This window comes from Leisingera sp. JC11 (assembly GCF_040704725.1).
Lineage (GTDB): Bacteria > Pseudomonadota > Alphaproteobacteria > Rhodobacterales > Rhodobacteraceae > Leisingera.
Map to the genome: position 1 here is coordinate 121,091 of NZ_JBFCVS010000001.1, position 17,619 is coordinate 138,709.

A 17,619-nucleotide genomic window follows, 5' to 3' on the forward strand; every position below is an offset into this window, starting at 1 on the left:
CCCGGATGTTCTGACCCGGCGTCCTGCCGGTACCGCCTTGGCATCGGGGGCGGAACTGCCTACTGCTTGGGGAAAGATTTCAGGCAGATCAGGGAACGTGACCGATGCATTTCGCCTCCGACAACTCCGGCCCGGTGCCGCAGCAGATCCTCGACGCGCTGGCGCGGGCCAACCAGGGCTACGCCATGGGCTATGGCGCGGATGCGGAAATGGCCGAGGTGACGGAGCGGATCCGCGGGATTTTCGAGGCGCCGGAGGCGGCGGTTTACCTGGTGGCCACCGGCACCGCCGCCAATGTGCTGGCGCTGTCCACCCTGGCGCAGCCCTGGCAGACGGTGTTCTGCACCAGGCCTGCCCATATCAACATGGATGAATGCAACGCGCCGGAGTTCTACAGCGGCGGCGCCAAGCTGACGCTGGTGACGGAGGCCGACAAGATGACCTCCGAGGGGCTGCGCGCCGCCATCGAGGGCGAGGAGACCCGCGGCGTGCACGGGCCGCAGCGGGGGCCGGTGTCGCTGACCCAGGTGACCGAGTTCGGCACCGTCTACAGTCTGCAGGAGCTGCAGGCGGTCTGCGGTGCGGCCAAGGAATACGGGCTGCCGGTGCATATGGACGGGGCGCGCTTCACCAATGCGCTGGTGTCGCTGGGCTGCACGCCGGCCGAAATGACCTGGAAGGCGGGCGTCGATGCGGTGTCGTTCGGCGGCACCAAGAACGGCTGCCTGGGGGTGGAGGCGGTGGTTTTCTTTGACCCCAAACACGCGCAGGAGTTCGAGTACCGCCGCAAGCGCGGCGCGCATCTGTTTTCCAAGCACCGCTACCTGTCGGCGCAGATGCTGGCCTATCTGACCGATGATCTGTGGCTGGAAAACGCCCGCGCCGCCAATGCCAAAACCGCGCTGCTGGCCGAAGGGCTGAAGGCGGCGGGGGCGCATTTCACCCATCCCCCCCAGGCCAACATGATCTTTGCCGCCCTGCCCCGCGGCAAGCATCAGGAATTGTTTGCGGCCGGCGCCATCTACCACCTGTGGGACGGGCTGCTGCAGGGGCCGGAGAACGAGATGGTCACCGCACGCTTCGTCTGCGACTGGTCGGTGCCGGAGGAAGATATCCGGGCGTTCCTGTCGCTGCTTTGATCTGTTGCAGGGCGGCGGTCAGCGCTTGCCCTGCGCCCACAGCAGCGCATCCTCCAGCCGGTCGTCGCCCCAGAATATCTCTCCTGCGACCGAGAAGCTGGGGGCGCCGAAGATGCCCAGCGCCATCGCCTCTTCGGTTGCATCCGCCAGCATTTTCACGGTCTTGTCCGACACTGCCTCTGCCAGCACCCGGGCCGGGTCCTGGCCCGCGGCCTGCAGGCTGGCGGAGAGGTTCGGGTCCTCGCCCGCGGGCTGGCCGGCCTCGAACCAGCAGCGGTAGGCGGCTTGGGTATAGGCCTCGCCCCAGCCTTCCGCCGCGCCCAGCGCCGCCACCTGATTGGCCAGCACCAGTTCCGGCAGCGGATAAGGCGCGGGCAGCCGCACATGGAAACCGTAGCGCTGCGCCCGGCGTTCGATGTCGCGCCACATGTAGGCGGTCTTTTCCGGCTTGTCCGCAAACGGGATGTTGTTCTGCACCGTCATCACATGGCGCACGTTGAAGGGGCGCCAGCGGACGGGAATACCAGCCTGCGCCGCCGCATCGCCGATCCGCATCACTGTGAGGTAGCTGTAGGTGCTGCCGATCGAATACCAGAAATCCAGTCCGGGCATGGGAGCCTCCTGTCATTCATGACCTGTAGCAGAGTTTAGCTGCTGAGGCGGATATTCCAAAGGCTGTCTGCCGTCCCTGGAGGGCAGGCCCCTGCTGTTGCGGCCGGTTTTGTGATAGGATTGCGGCATCAGCGGGTGGCAAGACCCGCGTCCTGGGGCCCTGTGCGAGCAGCATTTGCCAGCGAGGGAGGGGACATTCATGACACGATCCGACATTGACGGCGCGGCGCTGGAGTATGCCGCGGGCAGCGGGCTGCTGAGCCGCCGGACGCTGCTGGCCTCGGCGGCTGCCGGGACCGCAGCGGGGCTGCTGCAGCCGCGCGGGGCGCGGGCAGAGGCAGAGATCCCGGAATGGACCAAGGCCGCAGGCGCACGGGCGCGCGGTTACGGCACGCCGGCCGCGGCGGAGGCCTCGGTGCAGCGCGCCATCATCGAGCCCTGGCAGGATGTGGCGCCGGCCTTCAGCCTGTCGGGTACGCCGCATCACCGTTTGCGCGGCACCATCACCCCCAACGGGCTGCATTACGAGGTGCATCACGGCGGCCGCCCGGACATTGACCCGGCCCGCCACCGCCTGATGATCCACGGGCTGGTGGAGCGCCCGCTGCAGTTCGATCTGGAGGCGCTGGAGCGTTATCCGATGGTCACCGCCACCCATTTCCTGGAATGCGCCGGCAACAGCCTGTTCAACGCGGTGATGCCGGAGCCGATGCAGGCGGGCTGCGACATGCTGCATGGGCTGGTGTCGAACACCGAGTGGAGCGGCATCCCTATGCGCGTGCTGATGGAGGAAGCCGGGGTGAAGCCCGAGGGCAAGTGGGTTGTCGCCGCGGGTGCTGACGGGCCGACCCTGGCGCGTTCGATCCCGATGGAGAAGATCATGAGCGACGGCATGCTGGCGCTCTATCAGAACGGCGAGCGGATCCGGCCCGAGCAGGGCTATCCGATGCGGCTGCTGCTGCCCGGGTGGGAGGGCAACATGAACATCAAGTGGCTGACCAGCCTGTGGGTGACGGAGGCGCCGGTGCATACCAAGGATGAATCGGGCGAATACACCGAAATCCTGGCCGATGGCTCCTCGGTCCAGTTCACCTTCGCGATGGGGGTGAAGTCGTTCATCACCCATCCGTCCGCCACCATGACGATGAGCGGGCCGGGGTTTTATGAAGTCTCCGGGCTGGCCTGGACCGGCGCGGGCAAGGTGGCCAAGGTCGAGGTCTCGGCCGACGGCGGTCAGAGCTGGGCCGAGGCAGCGCTGGCCGGGCCGGTGCTGCCGCAGGCGCTGACCCGGTTCAGCCTGCCCTGGCACTGGGACGGCTCGCCCCTGGTGCTGATGAGCCGCGCCACCGACGAGACCGGCGCGGTGCAGCCTGCGCGCGCCGACTGGAAGGCGCGCTATCACGCCTCGAACTTCCTGCATTACAACGCCATCCAGCCCTGGCAGGTCACGGCAGAAGGAGCGGTTCAGAATGTCTATCTTTAAACTCACCACTGCCGCCCTGCTGCTGACTGCTGCTGCCGCCCGCGCCGAAGGGCCGGGGCTGGGGCAGCCCTTGGAGGCCGCGGAGATCCCGTTTTATGCCACCTATGTAAAACCCGACGGCACCGGCCTGCCCGCTGGCAGCGGCACCGCGGCGGAAGGCGCGGAGATCTATGCCGCGAAATGCGCCAGCTGCCACGGCAAGACCGGCAGCGAAGGGCCGGTGATGCCGCCGGTTGGGCCCAATGACATCTGGGCCAAGCCCGCGGGCAGCTACTGGCCCTATGCCACCACGCTGTTCGACTACATCCGCCGGGCGATGCCGCTGGAGGCGCCGAAATCGCTGAGCGACGACGAAGCTTACGCGCTGGCGGCCTATATCCTGGAGCGCAACGGTGTGATTGATGCACAGACCGCGATGACGGCAGAAACCCTGCCCGCGGTGAAAATGCCAAACCACGGCAATTTCACAGACGTCTGGGCCAAGCAGGGCGCGAAACCCTGGTGAGGACGGGCCGGCCTTAGAACTTGCCGTTGTCGTTCTTCCACTCGCTGCGCGGGGGGATGGCCTCAATGGTGTCCCAGTGTTCGGCGATCTTGCCGTCCTCGATGCGGTAGAGATCGTAGAAGCTGGTGTGGGTGCCATTGCGCTGGCCTTCGCTGGCGCAAAGCACGAAGTTGCCCTCTGCCAGCACCCGGTGGAGGTGCTGGTACTGGATCGCGGGTGTGCCGTTCTGCGTGGCCATCAGGGCATCGCGCAGGGCGGGCAGACCGTCGGTCAGGTCCGGGTTGTGCTGGATGAGATCGGCGCAGACATAGTCCGGCAGCAGGTCCGGCTGCCGCTGGATCAGCACCTGTTCGGTGTAGCTGCGGGCCAGGCCGCGGTTCTTTTCGGTCTTGTCCCGATCGGTGATCTCCGTGGCGCCGTCCTGCATCCTCCGGCCCGAGGGGTTGGGGCCGCGCAGGGCCTGGATGTTGTCCCAGTGCTCCACCGCCCTGCCGTCCTCGAAGCGGAAGACCTCAAACGCCGCGCGCAGGGAGGAGAAATCGTATTCGATATGGGCAAAGGCGAAATCGCCGTCCTCGAACACCCGTTTGAACGTGACCCGGGGGGAGGTCTTGGCGAGGCGGGCAAACAGCACCGCCAGCCCCTCGCTGCCCTCATGGGTCTGCGGGTTGTGCTGGATGTACTTGTCCTCGTTGACGACGGCGGCGGCGGCCGGGTCGCCGGTCTCCAGCCCCTTGAGGAGGGTTTTCAGCAGGTCCTTTTTCGATGCCATCTGTGCCGTCTCCTCCATGCGGGCCGGTATTGCCCTATCCTGCCCTGCCCGGGGCGGCAGCGCAAAGGGTCAGAGCGGCAGCCAGAATTGGCGCAACAGGGCGGCGGTTTCCGCCGGGTGCGTGATTGGCAGCATGTGGCCCGCACCCGGCACTGCCGTGTGTGAGGCGGCAGGCAGACGGCGGCAGAGGCTGCGGGCGATGGCGGGGATCACGGGCGGGCTGTCCGCGCCGGTCAGGATCTGCACCGGCATTGTCACGGGATCCAGCGCGCCGGGGGCCAGGGTGCCGTTTTCATCCTCATGCAGCGTTTTACGGCTGGCCATCACCACCGGCATCGCGCGCACCATCGCGGCGCGGGCGGGGGCTGGCAGGTCCGGCCATTTCACCTCGCCGGTGCCCCACATGCGGTTGAACAGCCGGGTGGTCAGTTCGAGGTCGCCGGATGCCCAGGCGGCCTCAGCCGGTTGGCTGGCCTCCTCCAAAGCGGCAAAGGCAGCGGGGTCCTCGTCCAGCGCGGCGGCGAACAGCACCGGCTCGATCAGGGTGAGGCTGCGCATCAGATCCGGGCGGGCCATCGCCATCCTGAGCGCCACCGTGGCGCCGAAGGAGTGGCCGACGAGGTCCACCGGGTCCGTCAGCAGCGCGAGTCCCGCCTGCATATTCAACAGCTGATAGTTGCCCTGCCCGTCCCAGTCCGGGCTGCGGCCGTGGCTGAGCATGTCGAAGGCGCTGAGGGTGATTTCCCCGCCCATCTGCTCTGCCACCCCGCGCCAGGCGCCGGAATGGGCCAGCGAGCAATGAACCGCCAGCACCGCCCGCGGCCCCTGGCCGAAGCTGCGGCAGAAAACCTGCGGTGCGCTGCTCATGCCCGCCCCGCAGGCAAGGCAAATTCGCAAGGGGTTGAGAGGGTGTGCCGAGATGCCACCAAAAGCTGTTTCTCCCGCTTAGAACTTTGCGCGAGGGTAAGTGCATGATAAGCGGGGTTCAATATCACGAATCTGACACATTGCCATTGCTGCCTGGGGATCACAGCCAATGCCGACCTTGAACGAACCCAAGCTGATTGCTGGGAACGCCAACCTTCCTCTTGCCCAAGCCATTACCCGCCGCATGAGCATGCACCGCGGTGTCGACCAGGGGCTGGTGGATGCCCGCGTCGAGCGGTTCAATGACGGCGAGATCTTCGTCGAAGTCTATGAGAACGTCCGCGGCGAGGACATGTTCATCATCCAGCCGACCTCGAACCCGGCCAATGACAACCTGATGGAACTGCTGATCATCGCCGACGCGCTGCGCCGTTCCTCGGCCCAGCGGATCACTGCGGTCATTCCCTACTTCGGCTATGCCCGCCAGGACCGCCGCACCAAGGCGCGCACGCCGATCTCGGCCAAGCTGGTTGCCAACATGCTGACCGGCGCCGGCATCGAGCGGGTTCTGACCATGGACCTGCACGCGGCCCAGATCCAGGGCTTCTTCGACATTCCGGTGGACAACCTCTATGCCTCGCCGATCTTTGCGCTGGATGTGAAAGACCAGTTCAAGGACCGGATGGGCGAGATCATGGTGGTCAGCCCTGACGTCGGCGGCGTGGCCCGCGCCCGCGAGCTGGCCAAGCGCATCAACGCGCCGCTGTCGATCGTCGACAAGCGCCGCGAGAAGCCCGGCGAAGTGGCGGAGATGACCGTGATCGGCGACGTGAAGGACAAGATCTGCCTGATCGTCGACGACATGTGCGACACCGCCGGCACCCTGTGCAAGGCGGCCCAGGTGCTGCTGGACAACGGCGCCAAGGAAGTGCACGCCTATATCACGCACGGCGTGATGAGCGGCCCGGCAGTCGAGCGCGTCAGCAACTCAGTGATGAAGTCGCTGGTGCTGACCGACTCGATCCAGCCGACCGAGGAAGTGAAAGCCGCGCCGAACATCCGCATCGTGCCGACCGCGCCGCTGTTCACCCAGGCGATCCTGAACATCTGGCACGGCACCTCGGTGTCGTCGCTGTTCGAGGACAAGACGCTGGTGCCGATCTACGAGAGCCTTTACTCCAACGGCGGCTGAGGCGGCTGTTAGATGGAAATGATGAAAGCCCCGCCTGTGTGCGGGGCTTTTTGCTGCTGCCGCCTGTGCCGGTGCCTGGCTGCCAGGTTTTACAGCAGTGTCAGGCCAAGCGCCGACAGCCACAGCCCTGCCCCGAAGGTCAGATGCGTTGCCAGGCTTTTCAGCCGGGCCTTGTTCGGGGCGGGTGTCCGCCGTGCGGCCAGCCCTGCGCCCATACCGGGTTGAAGGATCAGGAACGGGGCAGCCAGCGTCAGGACGCCAAATGCCAGGGCGGGCCACAGGCTGGGATCCTTGATCCAGTTCCCGCCGGCTGCGCTCAGAAAGACAGCTGCAAACACGATGCCGGTCAGGTAATGCGCGTTCCAGCCGATCAGCCGTTCGCCGCGGACAGGCGGGCTGGCCGTGATTGGGCGGTGAACGAAGTGCCCCCGGGCGGCGTGGCCCAGCCAGCGCCCGGCCAGCGCGTAGTCCAGTGTCTGGAGCCGCAGCAGATGTTTCTGAACCAGCGTCCCCAGATCCATGACCGCCGTTGCGCCGATGCCGATGAATAACGCGCTGAAGATGAAATTATGCTCCATTGGGCCCTTTGCCTTTGCTGATTTGGGGTCACGTCCGAGGCAGGCCTACGACTTGAGGCTCACTTTAAGTCAAGCCTGCTTCCGGGGCTGGGCTTGCCAGTTCCGCCGCGGAGTGCCAGCCTTTGCGGATTGAAGCCGGCTTGAGGTCGAGGATGAAACTTCTGGATATTGGCGAGGTGGCGGAACGCTCGGGCGTGGCCCCCTCAGCGCTGCGGTATTACGAGGATCTGGGGCTGATCACCTCAGCCGGGCGCAAGGGGCTGCGGCGGCAGTTCGGGCCGGAGACCCTGCTGCAGCTGTCGCTGATCACGCTGGGCAAGGCGGCCGGGTTTTCGCTGCAGGAGATCGCCGGAATGTTCGGCAGGGATGGCCAGCCGGATCTGCCGCGGGACCAGCTGCACGCCCGCGCCGATGCGCTGGAGGCGCAGATCCGCGAACTGACGGCCCTGAAGGACGCGCTGCGCCATGTGGCGGACTGTCCGGCGCCCAGCCACCTGGAATGCCCCAAGTTTCAGAAGCTGCTGCGGGCCGGCTCCATCACGGCGCAGGTTTAATCGACATCCCAGTCATCGGCGTGGGGCAATTCTCCGATCGCCAGCCAGGCGGCGCGCAGGCGGGCGGCGCGGCTGTCGGCCCAGGTGCGGAAGACGATGTCGAAGCCATGGCAGGTAATGTTTTCCGCCACCAGTTCAGCCCGGATCGCGGCGGAGGTGTCCATGTCCCAGAGCGACACCGACACATGCACCGCAGGCGGGCTGGCATAGGCCTCGCCGAAGGTGACCGCCTTGCGGCGCACCCGCGGGCCGGAGCCGGTCCACATCTCGCCGCCGTTCTCGAAATCGGAGAACACGGTGACATCCCCTTGTTCGATGCCGGTGCGGGGATTGCGCAGTCGTTTCATGGCGGGCCTCAAGCAGTCTGTTCTCAGCTAGACATGGCCCATACCGCCGCCCGGTGCCACCCCGGAAAAGGGCAGCACGCCAAGCGCGCGTCCCCCTATTGATCATCTGCATCACCGGACCAGGCCATTCAAGCCGCCTGCGAATCACCCGGCCGCTGCCAAGAGCCGATCCGCAATGAGGGTTTCGGCGGCAGTCCGCGCACCCATAGGTAGCAGCCAGTTACCGGAATGATAATTTATCACTCCCAAAAGCACCGGAAACAGCGTGAAACCACCGCAACAACGGAATGTTAACCCCCAGATACCCGGAATTGAATGTGTTCAGCTTTTCGGAAGCCTGGTTTGGAGACGCAATATGGGCAAGAACGGAAATACGCAGACGATTTCGAAATTCGCCCTGGACGGCGAACAGAAAAAAGACCTGGTGACCGCCGGCAAGCTGGTCGGGCCGAAACTGGACCAGGTGCTGGAATATTTCTATGCCTTTGCCAAATCGGATCAGGAAGCTTCCGGGTTCTTCAGGAACCAGGCCTCGCTGGATCATGCGCGCGGCGCCCAGAAACGGCATTGGGAGCTGCTGCTGAGCGGCGAATTCCCGGATGACTATTTCAAATCGGCAGACACGATCGGCCGGGTGCATTTCCGGATTCAGCTGCCGTTCGACCTGTATCTGGCAGGCTATGCGCGGGCGACCTCCTATATCCAGGAGATGCTGTCGCAGCAGTTCGGCGCCACCTACACGCCGATGGCGCGCAAGCGGATGGTGCGGCAGCTGGGGGCGCTGAACCGGGCCTTTGCGATGGACACCTATCAGGTGATCGACGCCTATTTCGCAGCCCAGAGAGAAGAGCAGGAAACCGCCTTCCGCTATATGACCGAAGGCATTCAGCGGATGTCGGAACGGGATCTGACGCAGCCCATTCCCAGCCCGGAGCACAGCGATTTTCCGGCCCGCTATGACCAGGTGCGCACCTCCTTCAACACGCTGATGGACAACATGGGCGGGGTGATCGGCACCATCCAGGACTCGGCGGCCAACCTGAGCAGCTCTGCCGGCGAGATTTCGGACGCGGCGGAAGAACTGTCCAACCGCACCGAAACCCAGGCCGCGACGCTGGAGCAAACCGCCGCTGCGGTGGAGGAGATCACATCCAGCATGAAGCAGTCCTCAGGCGCGACGACGGAGACCAGCTCCTTGGCGCGGGAAGCGCAGGGGATCGCCGAGGAGGGCATGGCGGTCGCGTCGGATGCGGTCGATAAGATGAACGAGATATCGTCGTCCTCGGACCAGATTTCGCAGATCATCAGCGTGATCGACGACATCGCCTTCCAGACCAACCTCCTGGCGCTCAACGCGGGCGTCGAGGCGGCGCGGGCCGGCGAGGCCGGGCGCGGCTTTGCGGTGGTCGCCTCCGAAGTGCGGGCGCTGGCGCAGCGGGCCGCGGTCTCTGCCAAGGAGATCAAGGATCTTATCAACGTCAGCGCCGGCCATGTGGACGAAGGCGTCGACCTGGTGAGCAAGGCCGGCGGGGTGCTGGAGCGCATTGTCGGCCATGTGGAGCGGGTGACCGAACTGTCCTCCGATGTTGCCGCCTCGGCGCAGGAGCAATTCACCGGCCTCTCGGAGATCAACACCGGCGTGTCGCATATGGACAGCGTCACCCAGCAGAACGCCGCGATGGTGGAGCAGACCACCGCGGCAACCGTGACCATGCGGCAGGATACCCGGGTGCTGGCCGATCTGGTGCAGACCTTCCGGGTGGCCGCTGCAGCAGCCGGCGCCGCCGCCCGCCCTGCCCCGGCCGCCGGGGGCTGGGAGCAGGATCTGCCGCCCGCGGACGCCTCAGCCGCCTGACAATTTTACCGCGGCACCGGTCCCCGCTGGTGCTGCACCCGCAGCTGCTGTGCCCGCAGCATCTGCTCCGCGCCGCCGGCCCAGCGGCGCGGTTTCCATTCTGCCGGCCGGGCGGGGGTATCCCCGATCGGAAACTTTTCCCCAATCCGCACCATTCTCCCCTCTTGTCGCAAAAACTGTTGATTCCGGCGCGCTGGCATCGAGTCCGGGCCGTGGTTTTCTGGTGTTTGACTGCATCCGCGTCGCACAGGCGTTCTGACCCAAGGGAGGAGAAACCCCGTGTCACCATCTGATCCGAATATTGCAAAACCCGGTCTGGGAATGGCGCTGCTGCCGATCCTGCTGACCCTGCTGGTGCTGGGCATCCAGCTGTTCTATTTCGGGGATTTCACCCCGCATATCCCGCTGGCGATCGGCATCGCCATCACCGCGCTGGTCGGCCTGAAGCTGGGCCACAAGTGGGACAATATCGAAGAGGGCGTGTTCCACGTCATCAACATCTCGCTGCCGTCGGTGTCGATCCTGATCACCGTCGGCATGATCGTCGGCATCTGGATTGCCAGCGGCACGGTGCCGACGCTGATCTATTACGGCCTGAAAATCCTGTCGCCGGAGCTGTTCCTGGCCGCGGGCATGGTGCTGTGCTCCATCGTGTCGGTGTCGCTGGGCACCTCCTGGGGCACCGTCGGCACCGTCGGCCTGGCGCTGATGGGGATCGGCGCGGGCTTTGGCATTCCGATGTACTGGACCGCCGGCGCGGTGGTCTCGGGCGCGTTCTTCGGCGACAAGATCTCGCCGCTGTCGGACACCACCAACCTGGCCCCGGCGGTGACCGGCACCAACCTGTTCGACCACATCCGCAACATGCTGCCGACCACCATCCCGTCGATGCTGATCGCGCTGGCGATCTACCTGGTTGTCGGCTTCACCCTGATCGACACCTCGCAAGTCTCGTTCGAGCGCATCGACGCCATCACCGCGGCGCTGGACGAGGCGTTCTGGATCTCGCCGCTGATGCTGCTGCCGGCGCTGCTGGTCATCGTGCTGGCGGTGAAGAAGCAGCCGCCGATCCCGTCGCTGTTTGCCGGTGCGGTCGTGGGCGGCATCATGGCGATGGCCTGCCAGGGCGCGGGGCTGCATGAGACCTTCACATTCGCCAACAGCGGCTATTCCATCGACACCGGCGTGGCCGAGATCGACCCGCTGCTGAACCGCGGCGGCATCCAGTCGATGATGTGGACCATCTCGCTGGTGCTGCTGGCGCTGGGCTTCGGCGGCGCGCTGGAGCGCACCGGCTGCCTGCAGGCGATCATCGAGGTGATCATCGCCCAGGTGAAATCCTTTGCCGGTATCCAGACCTCGGCGATCCTGACCTCGGTGGCAACCAACACCGTGGCCGGCGATCCGTATCTTTCCATTGCCCTGCCGGGCCGGATGTATGCGCCGGTTTACCGCGGTCTGAAGTATTCGCCGCTGAACCTGTCGCGCGCCATCGAGGAAGGCGGCACGCTGGTCTCGCCGCTGATCCCCTGGAACGCGGGCGGCGCCTTTGTGATCTCGGCGCTGGCGCTGGGGATTGCCGACGGCAACTTCGAGAACCTGCTCTATATCCCGCTGGCCTTTGCCTGCTGGCTGTCGCCGCTGATCGGCATCTTCTATGCGATGACCGGGCTGTTCTCGCCCAAAGCCAGCGACGACGAGGTCGCGGCCTGGGAGGACAGCGGCGAGCCGGTGCAGGAGCTCACCGCCTGATCCCCCTGCGCGCGCCGGAGCCTCCCCTCCGGCGCGCGTTTCAATGTAACCGTCCCATCTGTTAGGTTAGCGATATGAATCTCCGCAGCTTTGTCCCAAAGGGTGCGGCCAGTTTCCGGGTTGATTATGACGGGCCGCCCAAAGACATCTACTTTCTGCTTCTGCCGAAGCTGACCATGCTGGCGTTCAGCGCCGCGGTTGAACCCTTGCGGATTGCCAACCAGGTCACCGGCAAGGAGCTGTACCGCTGGTTCCTGCTGAGCGAGGACGGCGCGCCGGTGCCCTGCTCCAACGGCATTGAAATCAACACCGGCATGGCGCTGGAGGACCTGCCGCGCGGCAGCTTTGCCTTTGTCTGCGCCGGCATCGAGCCGTCGGACAGCGCCAGCCCCAAGGTGCTGGCCTGGATGCGGCGCCAGAACGCCCATGGCAGCCGGTTCGGCGGCATCTGCACCGGCGCCTTTGCCCTAGCCCAGGCGGGCATGCTGCAGGGGCAGCGCTTTACCCTGCACTGGGAGAACCAGCCGTCGTTTTCCGAGTACTTCCCGGGGCTGGAGCCGACCTCGAACCTCTATGAGATCGACAAGGGGCTGATGACCTGCGGCGGCGGCAATGCGGCCACCGACATGATGCTGGAGATGATCCAGACCGACCACGGCAAGGATCTGGCGGTGATTGTGTCGGACATGTGCATCCATTTCCGCTCCAACAACCGCGAGGCGCTGCAGAAGTCGGCCTATTCCGTGGCCCTGAGCAGCCGCAACCAGCATCTGATCAACGCCATGCAGTTCATGCACGACACCATCGAGGAGCCGGTGGAGGTCGGCGTGGTGGCGGAGCACGCGCAGATCTCGCGGCGCCAGCTGGAGCGGCTGTTCCAGCGCTATGTCGGCACCTCGCCGGTGCAGTTCTACATCGACCTTCGGGTGGGCCGGGCGCTGGCGCTCTTGAACGAGACCAACATGACGGTGGCAGAGATTTCCGCCGCCACCGGCTTCAGCAGCGCAACCCAGCTGTCGATCCGATTCAAGAAACGCTACGGCCAGTCGCCCGCCTCCTTCCGCAAGAGCTGGGCGGAGAAGGCCAAGGACGGGTAGCGCCCGGGGGCACTCAGGCCTCGTCGCTGGCGAGCGCGGCGCTGAGTTCGGAGATCTTTTCCAGCCGGGCGGAAATACGGTCCTGGAACCGGCCCAGCTCATCGATGATCGTGTTCAGCGTCTCGCCGACATTGCCCAGCCGGGCGCATTCGATCTTGCACAGCACCCGGGTGGTGGTCAGCGCCATGAAATGGCGGTGCAGGGTCTGGCAGGCCTGCTGGATGCGGGCGGCCTCGAAGCGGACGTCCTGCAGGCTGGCGCGGGCCTTGCTGAACTGGACACCGGTCAGGTCGGTCAGAATGCCCTGCTCGCGGCTGATGTCGGTGGCGGCAGAGCCGTCCTCCTGCTCCAGCTGGCGGGCGCACTCGGTCAGGATGCGGGCCAGGCCCTCGACAAAGATGGCTGCGGTCACGGTGCCCTTGATGGCGCGGAAATTGCTGTCCTTGCCCCAGACGTGGGCTGCGAACCAGTCCGACATGTCGCGCGACATCGAGCTGTAGTTCTGGGACAGCACCGTCACCGGACCGCCCGCGGGTTCGATGCGCGAGGCGATGACCCGCAGGTTATGGGGGATGGTGCGCATGGATTCGAATTCCTGCACCAGGCCCTCGGTTTCCTCCACCAGCGTGCCGGCGGTGCTGTGCATCGCGCGGCGTTCCGCCAGCCGGGCGCAGGGCGGGCGGTTGAGGCCTGCGTCGCGGGCCAGCAATTCCTCGGCCAGGGCGTGGCCGGAAAAATCGCTGTAGGCGGCGAAGCCCAGCTCCTTGAGGCGGGCCAGCAGCCGGGCGGCGCTGTCCTGCGGGCTCAGCTCCTCCGCCTGCTCCGCCTGGCGCAGCCTGGCGTATTCCTGCTCCACCGTCTTGAGCAGCGGGCTGGTCGGCTTGATCCGGGCCGAGAGGTAGCCGCCGTCGCAGGGGGTGACCACGGCAAAGACCCAGTAATAGCTGCCGTCGCTGGCGCGGTTCTTGACATAGGCGCCAACGGTGTCGCCCGCCTTGATGGTGTCCCACAGCAGCTGGAACACCGCACGCGGCATGTCCGGGTGGCGGATGATCTTGTGCGGCGCTCCCAGAAGCTGCTCCAGCGGGTATTTGGCAACCCGGCTGAACACGGCGTTGCCGGCCTGGATCACACCGCGGGGATCGGTGCGGGAAAAGAACACTTCATCAAGGGCGAAGGGGGATTCCCGGCCCGTGGTCTGGGCAGCCAGCGCGCGGTCTTCAAAGGACACGTTTCGGTTCCTGTAAGTGGTTGTCTCGTGCCGGTCCTGTTTACCGGCCAGTGCTTGCCGAATTGCTAATGCGGGGCGGGTTGCGCATGATTTCCCGCCCCTTGGAGCACCGTTCAGGCCGCGGCCTCCTGCAGCTGCGCCGGGGCCTGCCAGCTGTCCTCCAGCGTCAGGCCGAGGCTGTCGCAGAGCGGCAGGCGGCGGGCGGCGAAATTGCCCGCACGGGCGCGCAGCAGAGCCAGGTTTTCCTCCTCGGTCTCCAGCACCCGGCCCTCGTGCTGCAGCCGCTGCCCCTGCGGCGCCAGGATGCGCCAGGCCAGGGCTGCCCATTCCGCCGGGGTCTCCAGCCCTTCGCTGCGGGCCAGCAGGAACAATTGCTCAAACCGGTCCAGCTCCACGCCGCCGCCGGTGACCGGCGAGGCCAGATAGCGCAGGGCATCGCTTTCCTCGGCCCGCTTGCAGACCGCGAGGTTGAAGGCGCGGCAGGCGGCGGCGCGGCTCTCCAGCCCTTCCAGCGGCAGCGCGGGGGCGATCTGGCCGGCTCCCGCCAGCACCGTCAGCATCCGGGTGATGCTGCCCCACTCCATGTTGCCGAACGCGCCCTGGTCCAGCAGGCTGCGCACCGTGGCCGGGCCGCTGGCCAGGGCCAGCAGCACCGGCGCGTAGTCCGCCTGCTCCAGCGGCACCTCCTGGCCGCGGTGGTGGAACCGCAGCGCACCGCCGCCATAGGGCCGGGTCAGCGCCAGGGGGGTGGCAAACCAGGCGCCGATTCCGCCGCGCGGAGTATGGGCCAGCCTGCCCTTGGCGAAGAGGTCGGTGCGGAAGTGCTCGTTCAGCAGCAGGTCGCGCAGGCCTTCGCGGCGGACCGGGTCGCTTTCCCCGGCCAGCAGGGCGCGCTGTTCCGGCGTGAAGCCGATGCCGCCGAGGTTGTCCATCAGGCTGACGGAGCCAACGAAATCAAGCTTGGCCGACCCCAGCTCGGCGGCCAGATCCTCGAAGAAGAAGGGGGTCCAGTCCTTGTTGAAATACTCATGCGCCACGTAGTTTTCCGGCATCGTTGCCATGTGATCGAGGCGGGCGGCAACCGCCGGGTTCCTGCCGAAATAGCCGCCGCCGGCCGCGGCCAGCCGGCGGGCATACTGCATCGCGTCGCTGATCCGCTCCGGCAGGGTGCCCCTGCCCTGCTCTGCCCGGGCTGCCAGGATCCGGCGCAGCGGCATCGCCGCCGCCCAGCCGGGCTGGGTGTTGCAGCTGACATAGACCAGGCCGCCCGGCTTCAGCCGGTCGGCGATGAAGCGCAGGATGTGCTGGCGGTTCTCCTGCGACACCCAGCTGTAGACGCCGTGCAGCGCGATGACGTCGAAGGCGGCCGGCAGGCCCGAGGTTTCGCCGAAGTCCTCGAAACTGCGCTCGTGGAAAAACATGTTCTGCAGCGCCGCCTCCTGCGCCAGCTCGCGGGCGCCGGCGATGTGGGAGGGGCTGAAGTCCATCGCGTGGAATTCAATATGCGGGTTGGCGGCTGCCAGCAGGTTGGCGGAGAAGCCCTGGCCGCAGCCCAGCTCGCAATAACTGAGGCCCGCGCCGTCCAGCCCGTGCCGGTGGCCTTGGGCGGTTGCGGCAAAGCCCAGCAGAGCGGGGGTCAGCTGGCGGTGGAAGTCGAAGGTGTAGTCAATGCCGGCGACATAGCCGGAGGTCCAGTCGGTCACGGAGACTCCTGCAGATTGGGTAAACGTCATGCAGGGCAATTTCGGAAAATTTGATGAGAATTGGGTTAAGGCCGGAGGATCTGCGCGGGAAATGCGGGAGGGCGAAAACGGACAAAAGAAGGCTGGTTTACCCCGCGGTTCCGCCGCGCACTTCAACCCGTGCCAAGGTCAGGTTTGAGCCCAACTGCAGACATTTGCCACGGTGTCCGCCAGAGCACGTGCAGCAAGTCGCGACCCGGCGCCTAGCGGTCGCTCAACGCTCTGCTATAGCATGAGCGCTCAGCGCCATTATCCAGACCACCAGGTGCAACATGGTTTCGTCCGCCCGGAGAACCCGTTCATCGCAATTTCATTGCCTCAAAACTGTGATAGCAAGACTCCATGTTTCATAGCCGCTTAGCAACTGCACATCTTTTCTTGATTTTCGCTTGCCTCGCCTGGGGAGGCTCCTACGCCGTTGGTCGCTTCGGCTTGAATGAAGGAAGTGCAGTATGGCTTACACTCTGGCGGTGGGCGCCAGGCGCTGTCGTGTTTTCGGTTTTTCTATTTTTTCGTTGGAAAATGGATGGGTCGATAATCCTTCGAAAGCTCGCAAGTCTGACACTCATTTCAATGTTGGGAATCGTAATATACCCAGCGACACTGTTCTTGGCAGTCGCGCAGACGACTGCCTTGAATGCCTCCCTCTACCTTTCGGCTGCACCGGTTTTGATCGTGCTTGGCTCTTCGCTCGCATGGAACGCACGGATCGGAGCCGCAGGGGCACTGGCTGTATTGTTTGGCCTTCTCGGTGCGCTTGTCCTTGTTTTCCGGGGAAGTTTCACCGCACTACTCGCATTTGAAGTCGCAACGAGTGACCTGTGGGCCATTGTGTCTGCCCTTGCTTGGGCGGGATACTGCGTTTCGCTCCCTTTGAGACCCGTTGAGCTAAGTGAGGTTTCCTTCCTGGCCGTGCTGGTTGTTATTGGTAGCGTCATTCTGCTCATCTTTGGCAGCATTTCAGGTGGCAAAATTCCGACACCAGACACACAGACGGTTGCAGCCTCCATGATCTATTTCGCGCTGTTTCCTTCGATCTTAGCCTTCTTGGTGTGGAATTGGGGAACGACCATTGTCGGACCGTCTGTCGCAGCCCCCTACAACAATCTGGTTCCCTTCTTTGGTGGTGCACTCGGTATTCTGCTTCTCGGTGAGACGCTGGAAAGTTATCACATTGTAGGCGGTGTCTTAATCGCTTTGGGCCTGATGCTAAACGCTTTGCGCTCCTAAAATCGTGCTTTCACGCTGCCGCGGTCGAACTCGGCCAGCTACTGCCATTTGCCACGGCGAGCACCAAAGGCCCCTCCGAGCCCAGTTTGATCGATGCTGCGCGTTGCAGAAAGGTCTGCTATCCAGCTTCTGAGGATATCGCGTGAGGCAAGTTAAAGATGCTGAAGTTCACCCAACTCAACGCTGACTGGAATGCGGAACCAAATTCGCCTGATCTCCAAGCCGAGCAGGACGATACTTCGCTCGTCGCTCGCTTTAGACCCAACCAATTCCTTTATCCTGAGTTCGAGCGTGTCTCGTTTATCTTGGTCCGGTTTGATAACTGCGAAAGATACCGCATTACAAGCGTAAACGACCACGGCTGGTATGATGGACAGTGTCGTTTTAGTGGCCTCGCACCGGCTTGGGGCGAGTTCTACGAAGTTTCGGGCGATACTCGTGATGATCTGGACGCAACTCCTTGGATCACAATAAACGGATTAGGTACCAGGCACTTCCATTTCTACTTCAGAGACGAGGCGCTGGAGGTCAAAGCACTCGATTGGTCGATGCAAACCAAAAGCTGACATTTATTGGCGTTGAAGCATTGTCCGCTTCGTCCCGCTATTTGCCACACGTTCCCAACTCGATTTGAGAAAATGGGGGAAGGTCCCTGTTGAGGTC

At 64.8% G+C, this 17,619-nt stretch carries 17 protein-coding genes; 10 read left to right on the forward strand and 7 right to left on the reverse strand.

Annotated features, from left to right (window positions below; translation table 11 throughout):
* Positions 1 to 104 precede the first annotated feature (104 nt).
* Positions 105 to 1,139: a low specificity L-threonine aldolase gene (locus AB1A62_RS00635; RefSeq protein ID WP_366659176.1), complete on the forward strand. Its 1,035-nt coding sequence runs from the start codon at positions 105 to 107 to the stop codon at positions 1,137 to 1,139.
* 18 nt (positions 1,140 to 1,157) lie between these two features.
* Here the strand turns inward: AB1A62_RS00635 and AB1A62_RS00640 are convergent, their stop codons facing one another.
* A complete protein-coding gene (locus AB1A62_RS00640) occupies positions 1,158 to 1,751 on the reverse strand; it encodes a DsbA family protein (RefSeq protein WP_366659177.1) in 594 nt (197 codons plus the stop codon).
* Positions 1,752 to 1,950: 199 nt separating this feature from the next.
* Between AB1A62_RS00640 and soxC the strand changes: the two genes are divergently transcribed.
* Together soxC and AB1A62_RS00650 are read left to right on the forward strand one after the other, a co-directional pair.
* Positions 1,951 to 3,234 (forward strand): sulfite dehydrogenase, encoded by a 1,284-nt coding sequence (gene soxC / locus AB1A62_RS00645; RefSeq protein ID WP_366659178.1) that lies wholly within the window; start codon positions 1,951 to 1,953, stop codon positions 3,232 to 3,234.
* Positions 3,221 to 3,739: a cytochrome c gene (locus tag AB1A62_RS00650; protein WP_366659180.1), complete on the forward strand. Its 519-nt coding sequence runs from the start codon at positions 3,221 to 3,223 to the stop codon at positions 3,737 to 3,739. Before soxC ends, AB1A62_RS00650 begins: the two co-directional genes overlap by 14 nt.
* A 13-nt stretch (positions 3,740 to 3,752) precedes the next feature.
* Here AB1A62_RS00650 and AB1A62_RS00655 read toward each other — a convergent pair whose 3' ends face one another.
* Positions 3,753 to 4,511 carry a nuclear transport factor 2 family protein gene (locus AB1A62_RS00655; protein WP_366659181.1) on the reverse strand — a complete coding sequence of 253 codons (759 nt, stop codon included), beginning with the start codon at positions 4,509 to 4,511 and terminating at the stop codon, positions 3,753 to 3,755.
* Between the two features lie 69 nt (positions 4,512 to 4,580).
* Complete coding sequence (locus AB1A62_RS00660) at positions 4,581 to 5,378, reverse strand: alpha/beta hydrolase (RefSeq protein WP_366659183.1); 798 nt, start codon at positions 5,376 to 5,378, stop codon at positions 4,581 to 4,583.
* A gap of 169 nt (positions 5,379 to 5,547) precedes the next feature.
* Here AB1A62_RS00660 and AB1A62_RS00665 point away from each other — a divergent pair, with 169 nt between their 5' ends.
* The gene (locus AB1A62_RS00665) at positions 5,548 to 6,570 is read left to right on the forward strand and encodes a ribose-phosphate pyrophosphokinase (protein WP_366659184.1); all 1,023 of its coding nucleotides are present in this window, start codon (positions 5,548 to 5,550) and stop codon (positions 6,568 to 6,570) included.
* Between the two features lie 89 nt (positions 6,571 to 6,659).
* On the opposite strand, the gene AB1A62_RS00670 is transcribed toward AB1A62_RS00665, so the two are convergent.
* Positions 6,660 to 7,148, reverse strand: a complete 489-nt coding sequence (locus tag AB1A62_RS00670) for a DUF2938 domain-containing protein (protein WP_366659185.1) — start codon at positions 7,146 to 7,148, stop codon at positions 6,660 to 6,662.
* Between the two features lie 152 nt (positions 7,149 to 7,300).
* Here AB1A62_RS00670 and AB1A62_RS00675 point away from each other — a divergent pair, with 152 nt between their 5' ends.
* Positions 7,301 to 7,702 (forward strand): helix-turn-helix domain-containing protein, encoded by a 402-nt coding sequence (locus AB1A62_RS00675; protein WP_366659187.1) that lies wholly within the window; start codon positions 7,301 to 7,303, stop codon positions 7,700 to 7,702.
* Here AB1A62_RS00675 and AB1A62_RS00680 read toward each other — a convergent pair.
* Positions 7,699 to 8,049 carry an H-type lectin domain-containing protein gene (locus AB1A62_RS00680; RefSeq protein ID WP_366659188.1) on the reverse strand — a complete coding sequence of 117 codons (351 nt, stop codon included), beginning with the start codon at positions 8,047 to 8,049 and terminating at the stop codon, positions 7,699 to 7,701. The two genes, AB1A62_RS00675 and AB1A62_RS00680, sit on opposite strands and share 4 nt — an antisense overlap.
* A gap of 355 nt (positions 8,050 to 8,404) precedes the next feature.
* Here AB1A62_RS00680 and AB1A62_RS00685 point away from each other — a divergent pair, with 355 nt between their 5' ends.
* The 3 genes from AB1A62_RS00685 to AB1A62_RS00695 all read left to right on the forward strand — a co-directional run bounded on the left by AB1A62_RS00685 (position 8,405) and on the right by AB1A62_RS00695 (position 12,753).
* The gene (locus AB1A62_RS00685) at positions 8,405 to 9,904 is read left to right on the forward strand and encodes a globin-coupled sensor protein (protein WP_366659190.1); all 1,500 of its coding nucleotides are present in this window, start codon (positions 8,405 to 8,407) and stop codon (positions 9,902 to 9,904) included.
* 321 nt (positions 9,905 to 10,225) lie between these two features.
* Positions 10,226 to 11,656 carry a Na+/H+ antiporter NhaC gene (nhaC, locus tag AB1A62_RS00690; RefSeq protein ID WP_366659463.1) on the forward strand — a complete coding sequence of 477 codons (1,431 nt, stop codon included), beginning with the start codon at positions 10,226 to 10,228 and terminating at the stop codon, positions 11,654 to 11,656.
* A 74-nt stretch (positions 11,657 to 11,730) separates the two neighbouring features.
* A complete protein-coding gene (locus AB1A62_RS00695; protein ID WP_366659192.1) occupies positions 11,731 to 12,753 on the forward strand; it encodes a GlxA family transcriptional regulator in 1,023 nt (340 codons plus the stop codon).
* Positions 12,754 to 12,766: 13 nt separating this feature from the next.
* On the opposite strand, the gene AB1A62_RS00700 is transcribed toward AB1A62_RS00695, so the two are convergent.
* Entirely contained in the window at positions 12,767 to 13,984 is a 1,218-nt protein-coding gene (locus tag AB1A62_RS00700) for a PAS domain-containing protein (RefSeq protein ID WP_366659193.1), read from the reverse strand.
* A 113-nt stretch (positions 13,985 to 14,097) separates the two neighbouring features.
* Positions 14,098 to 15,717, reverse strand: a complete 1,620-nt coding sequence (locus AB1A62_RS00705) for a class I SAM-dependent methyltransferase (protein ID WP_366659195.1) — start codon at positions 15,715 to 15,717, stop codon at positions 14,098 to 14,100.
* Positions 15,718 to 16,068: 351 nt separating this feature from the next.
* On the opposite strand from AB1A62_RS00705, the gene AB1A62_RS00710 reads away from it, so the two are divergent.
* Together AB1A62_RS00710 and AB1A62_RS00715 are read left to right on the forward strand one after the other, a co-directional pair.
* On the forward strand, positions 16,069 to 16,956 hold the full coding sequence (locus tag AB1A62_RS00710) for a DMT family transporter (RefSeq protein WP_366659197.1): 888 nt from the start codon (positions 16,069 to 16,071) through the stop codon (positions 16,954 to 16,956).
* A 158-nt stretch (positions 16,957 to 17,114) separates the two neighbouring features.
* Positions 17,115 to 17,522, forward strand: coding sequence for a hypothetical protein (locus tag AB1A62_RS00715; protein ID WP_366659198.1), 408 nt, complete (start codon positions 17,115 to 17,117; stop codon positions 17,520 to 17,522).
* Positions 17,523 to 17,619 lie beyond the last annotated feature (97 nt).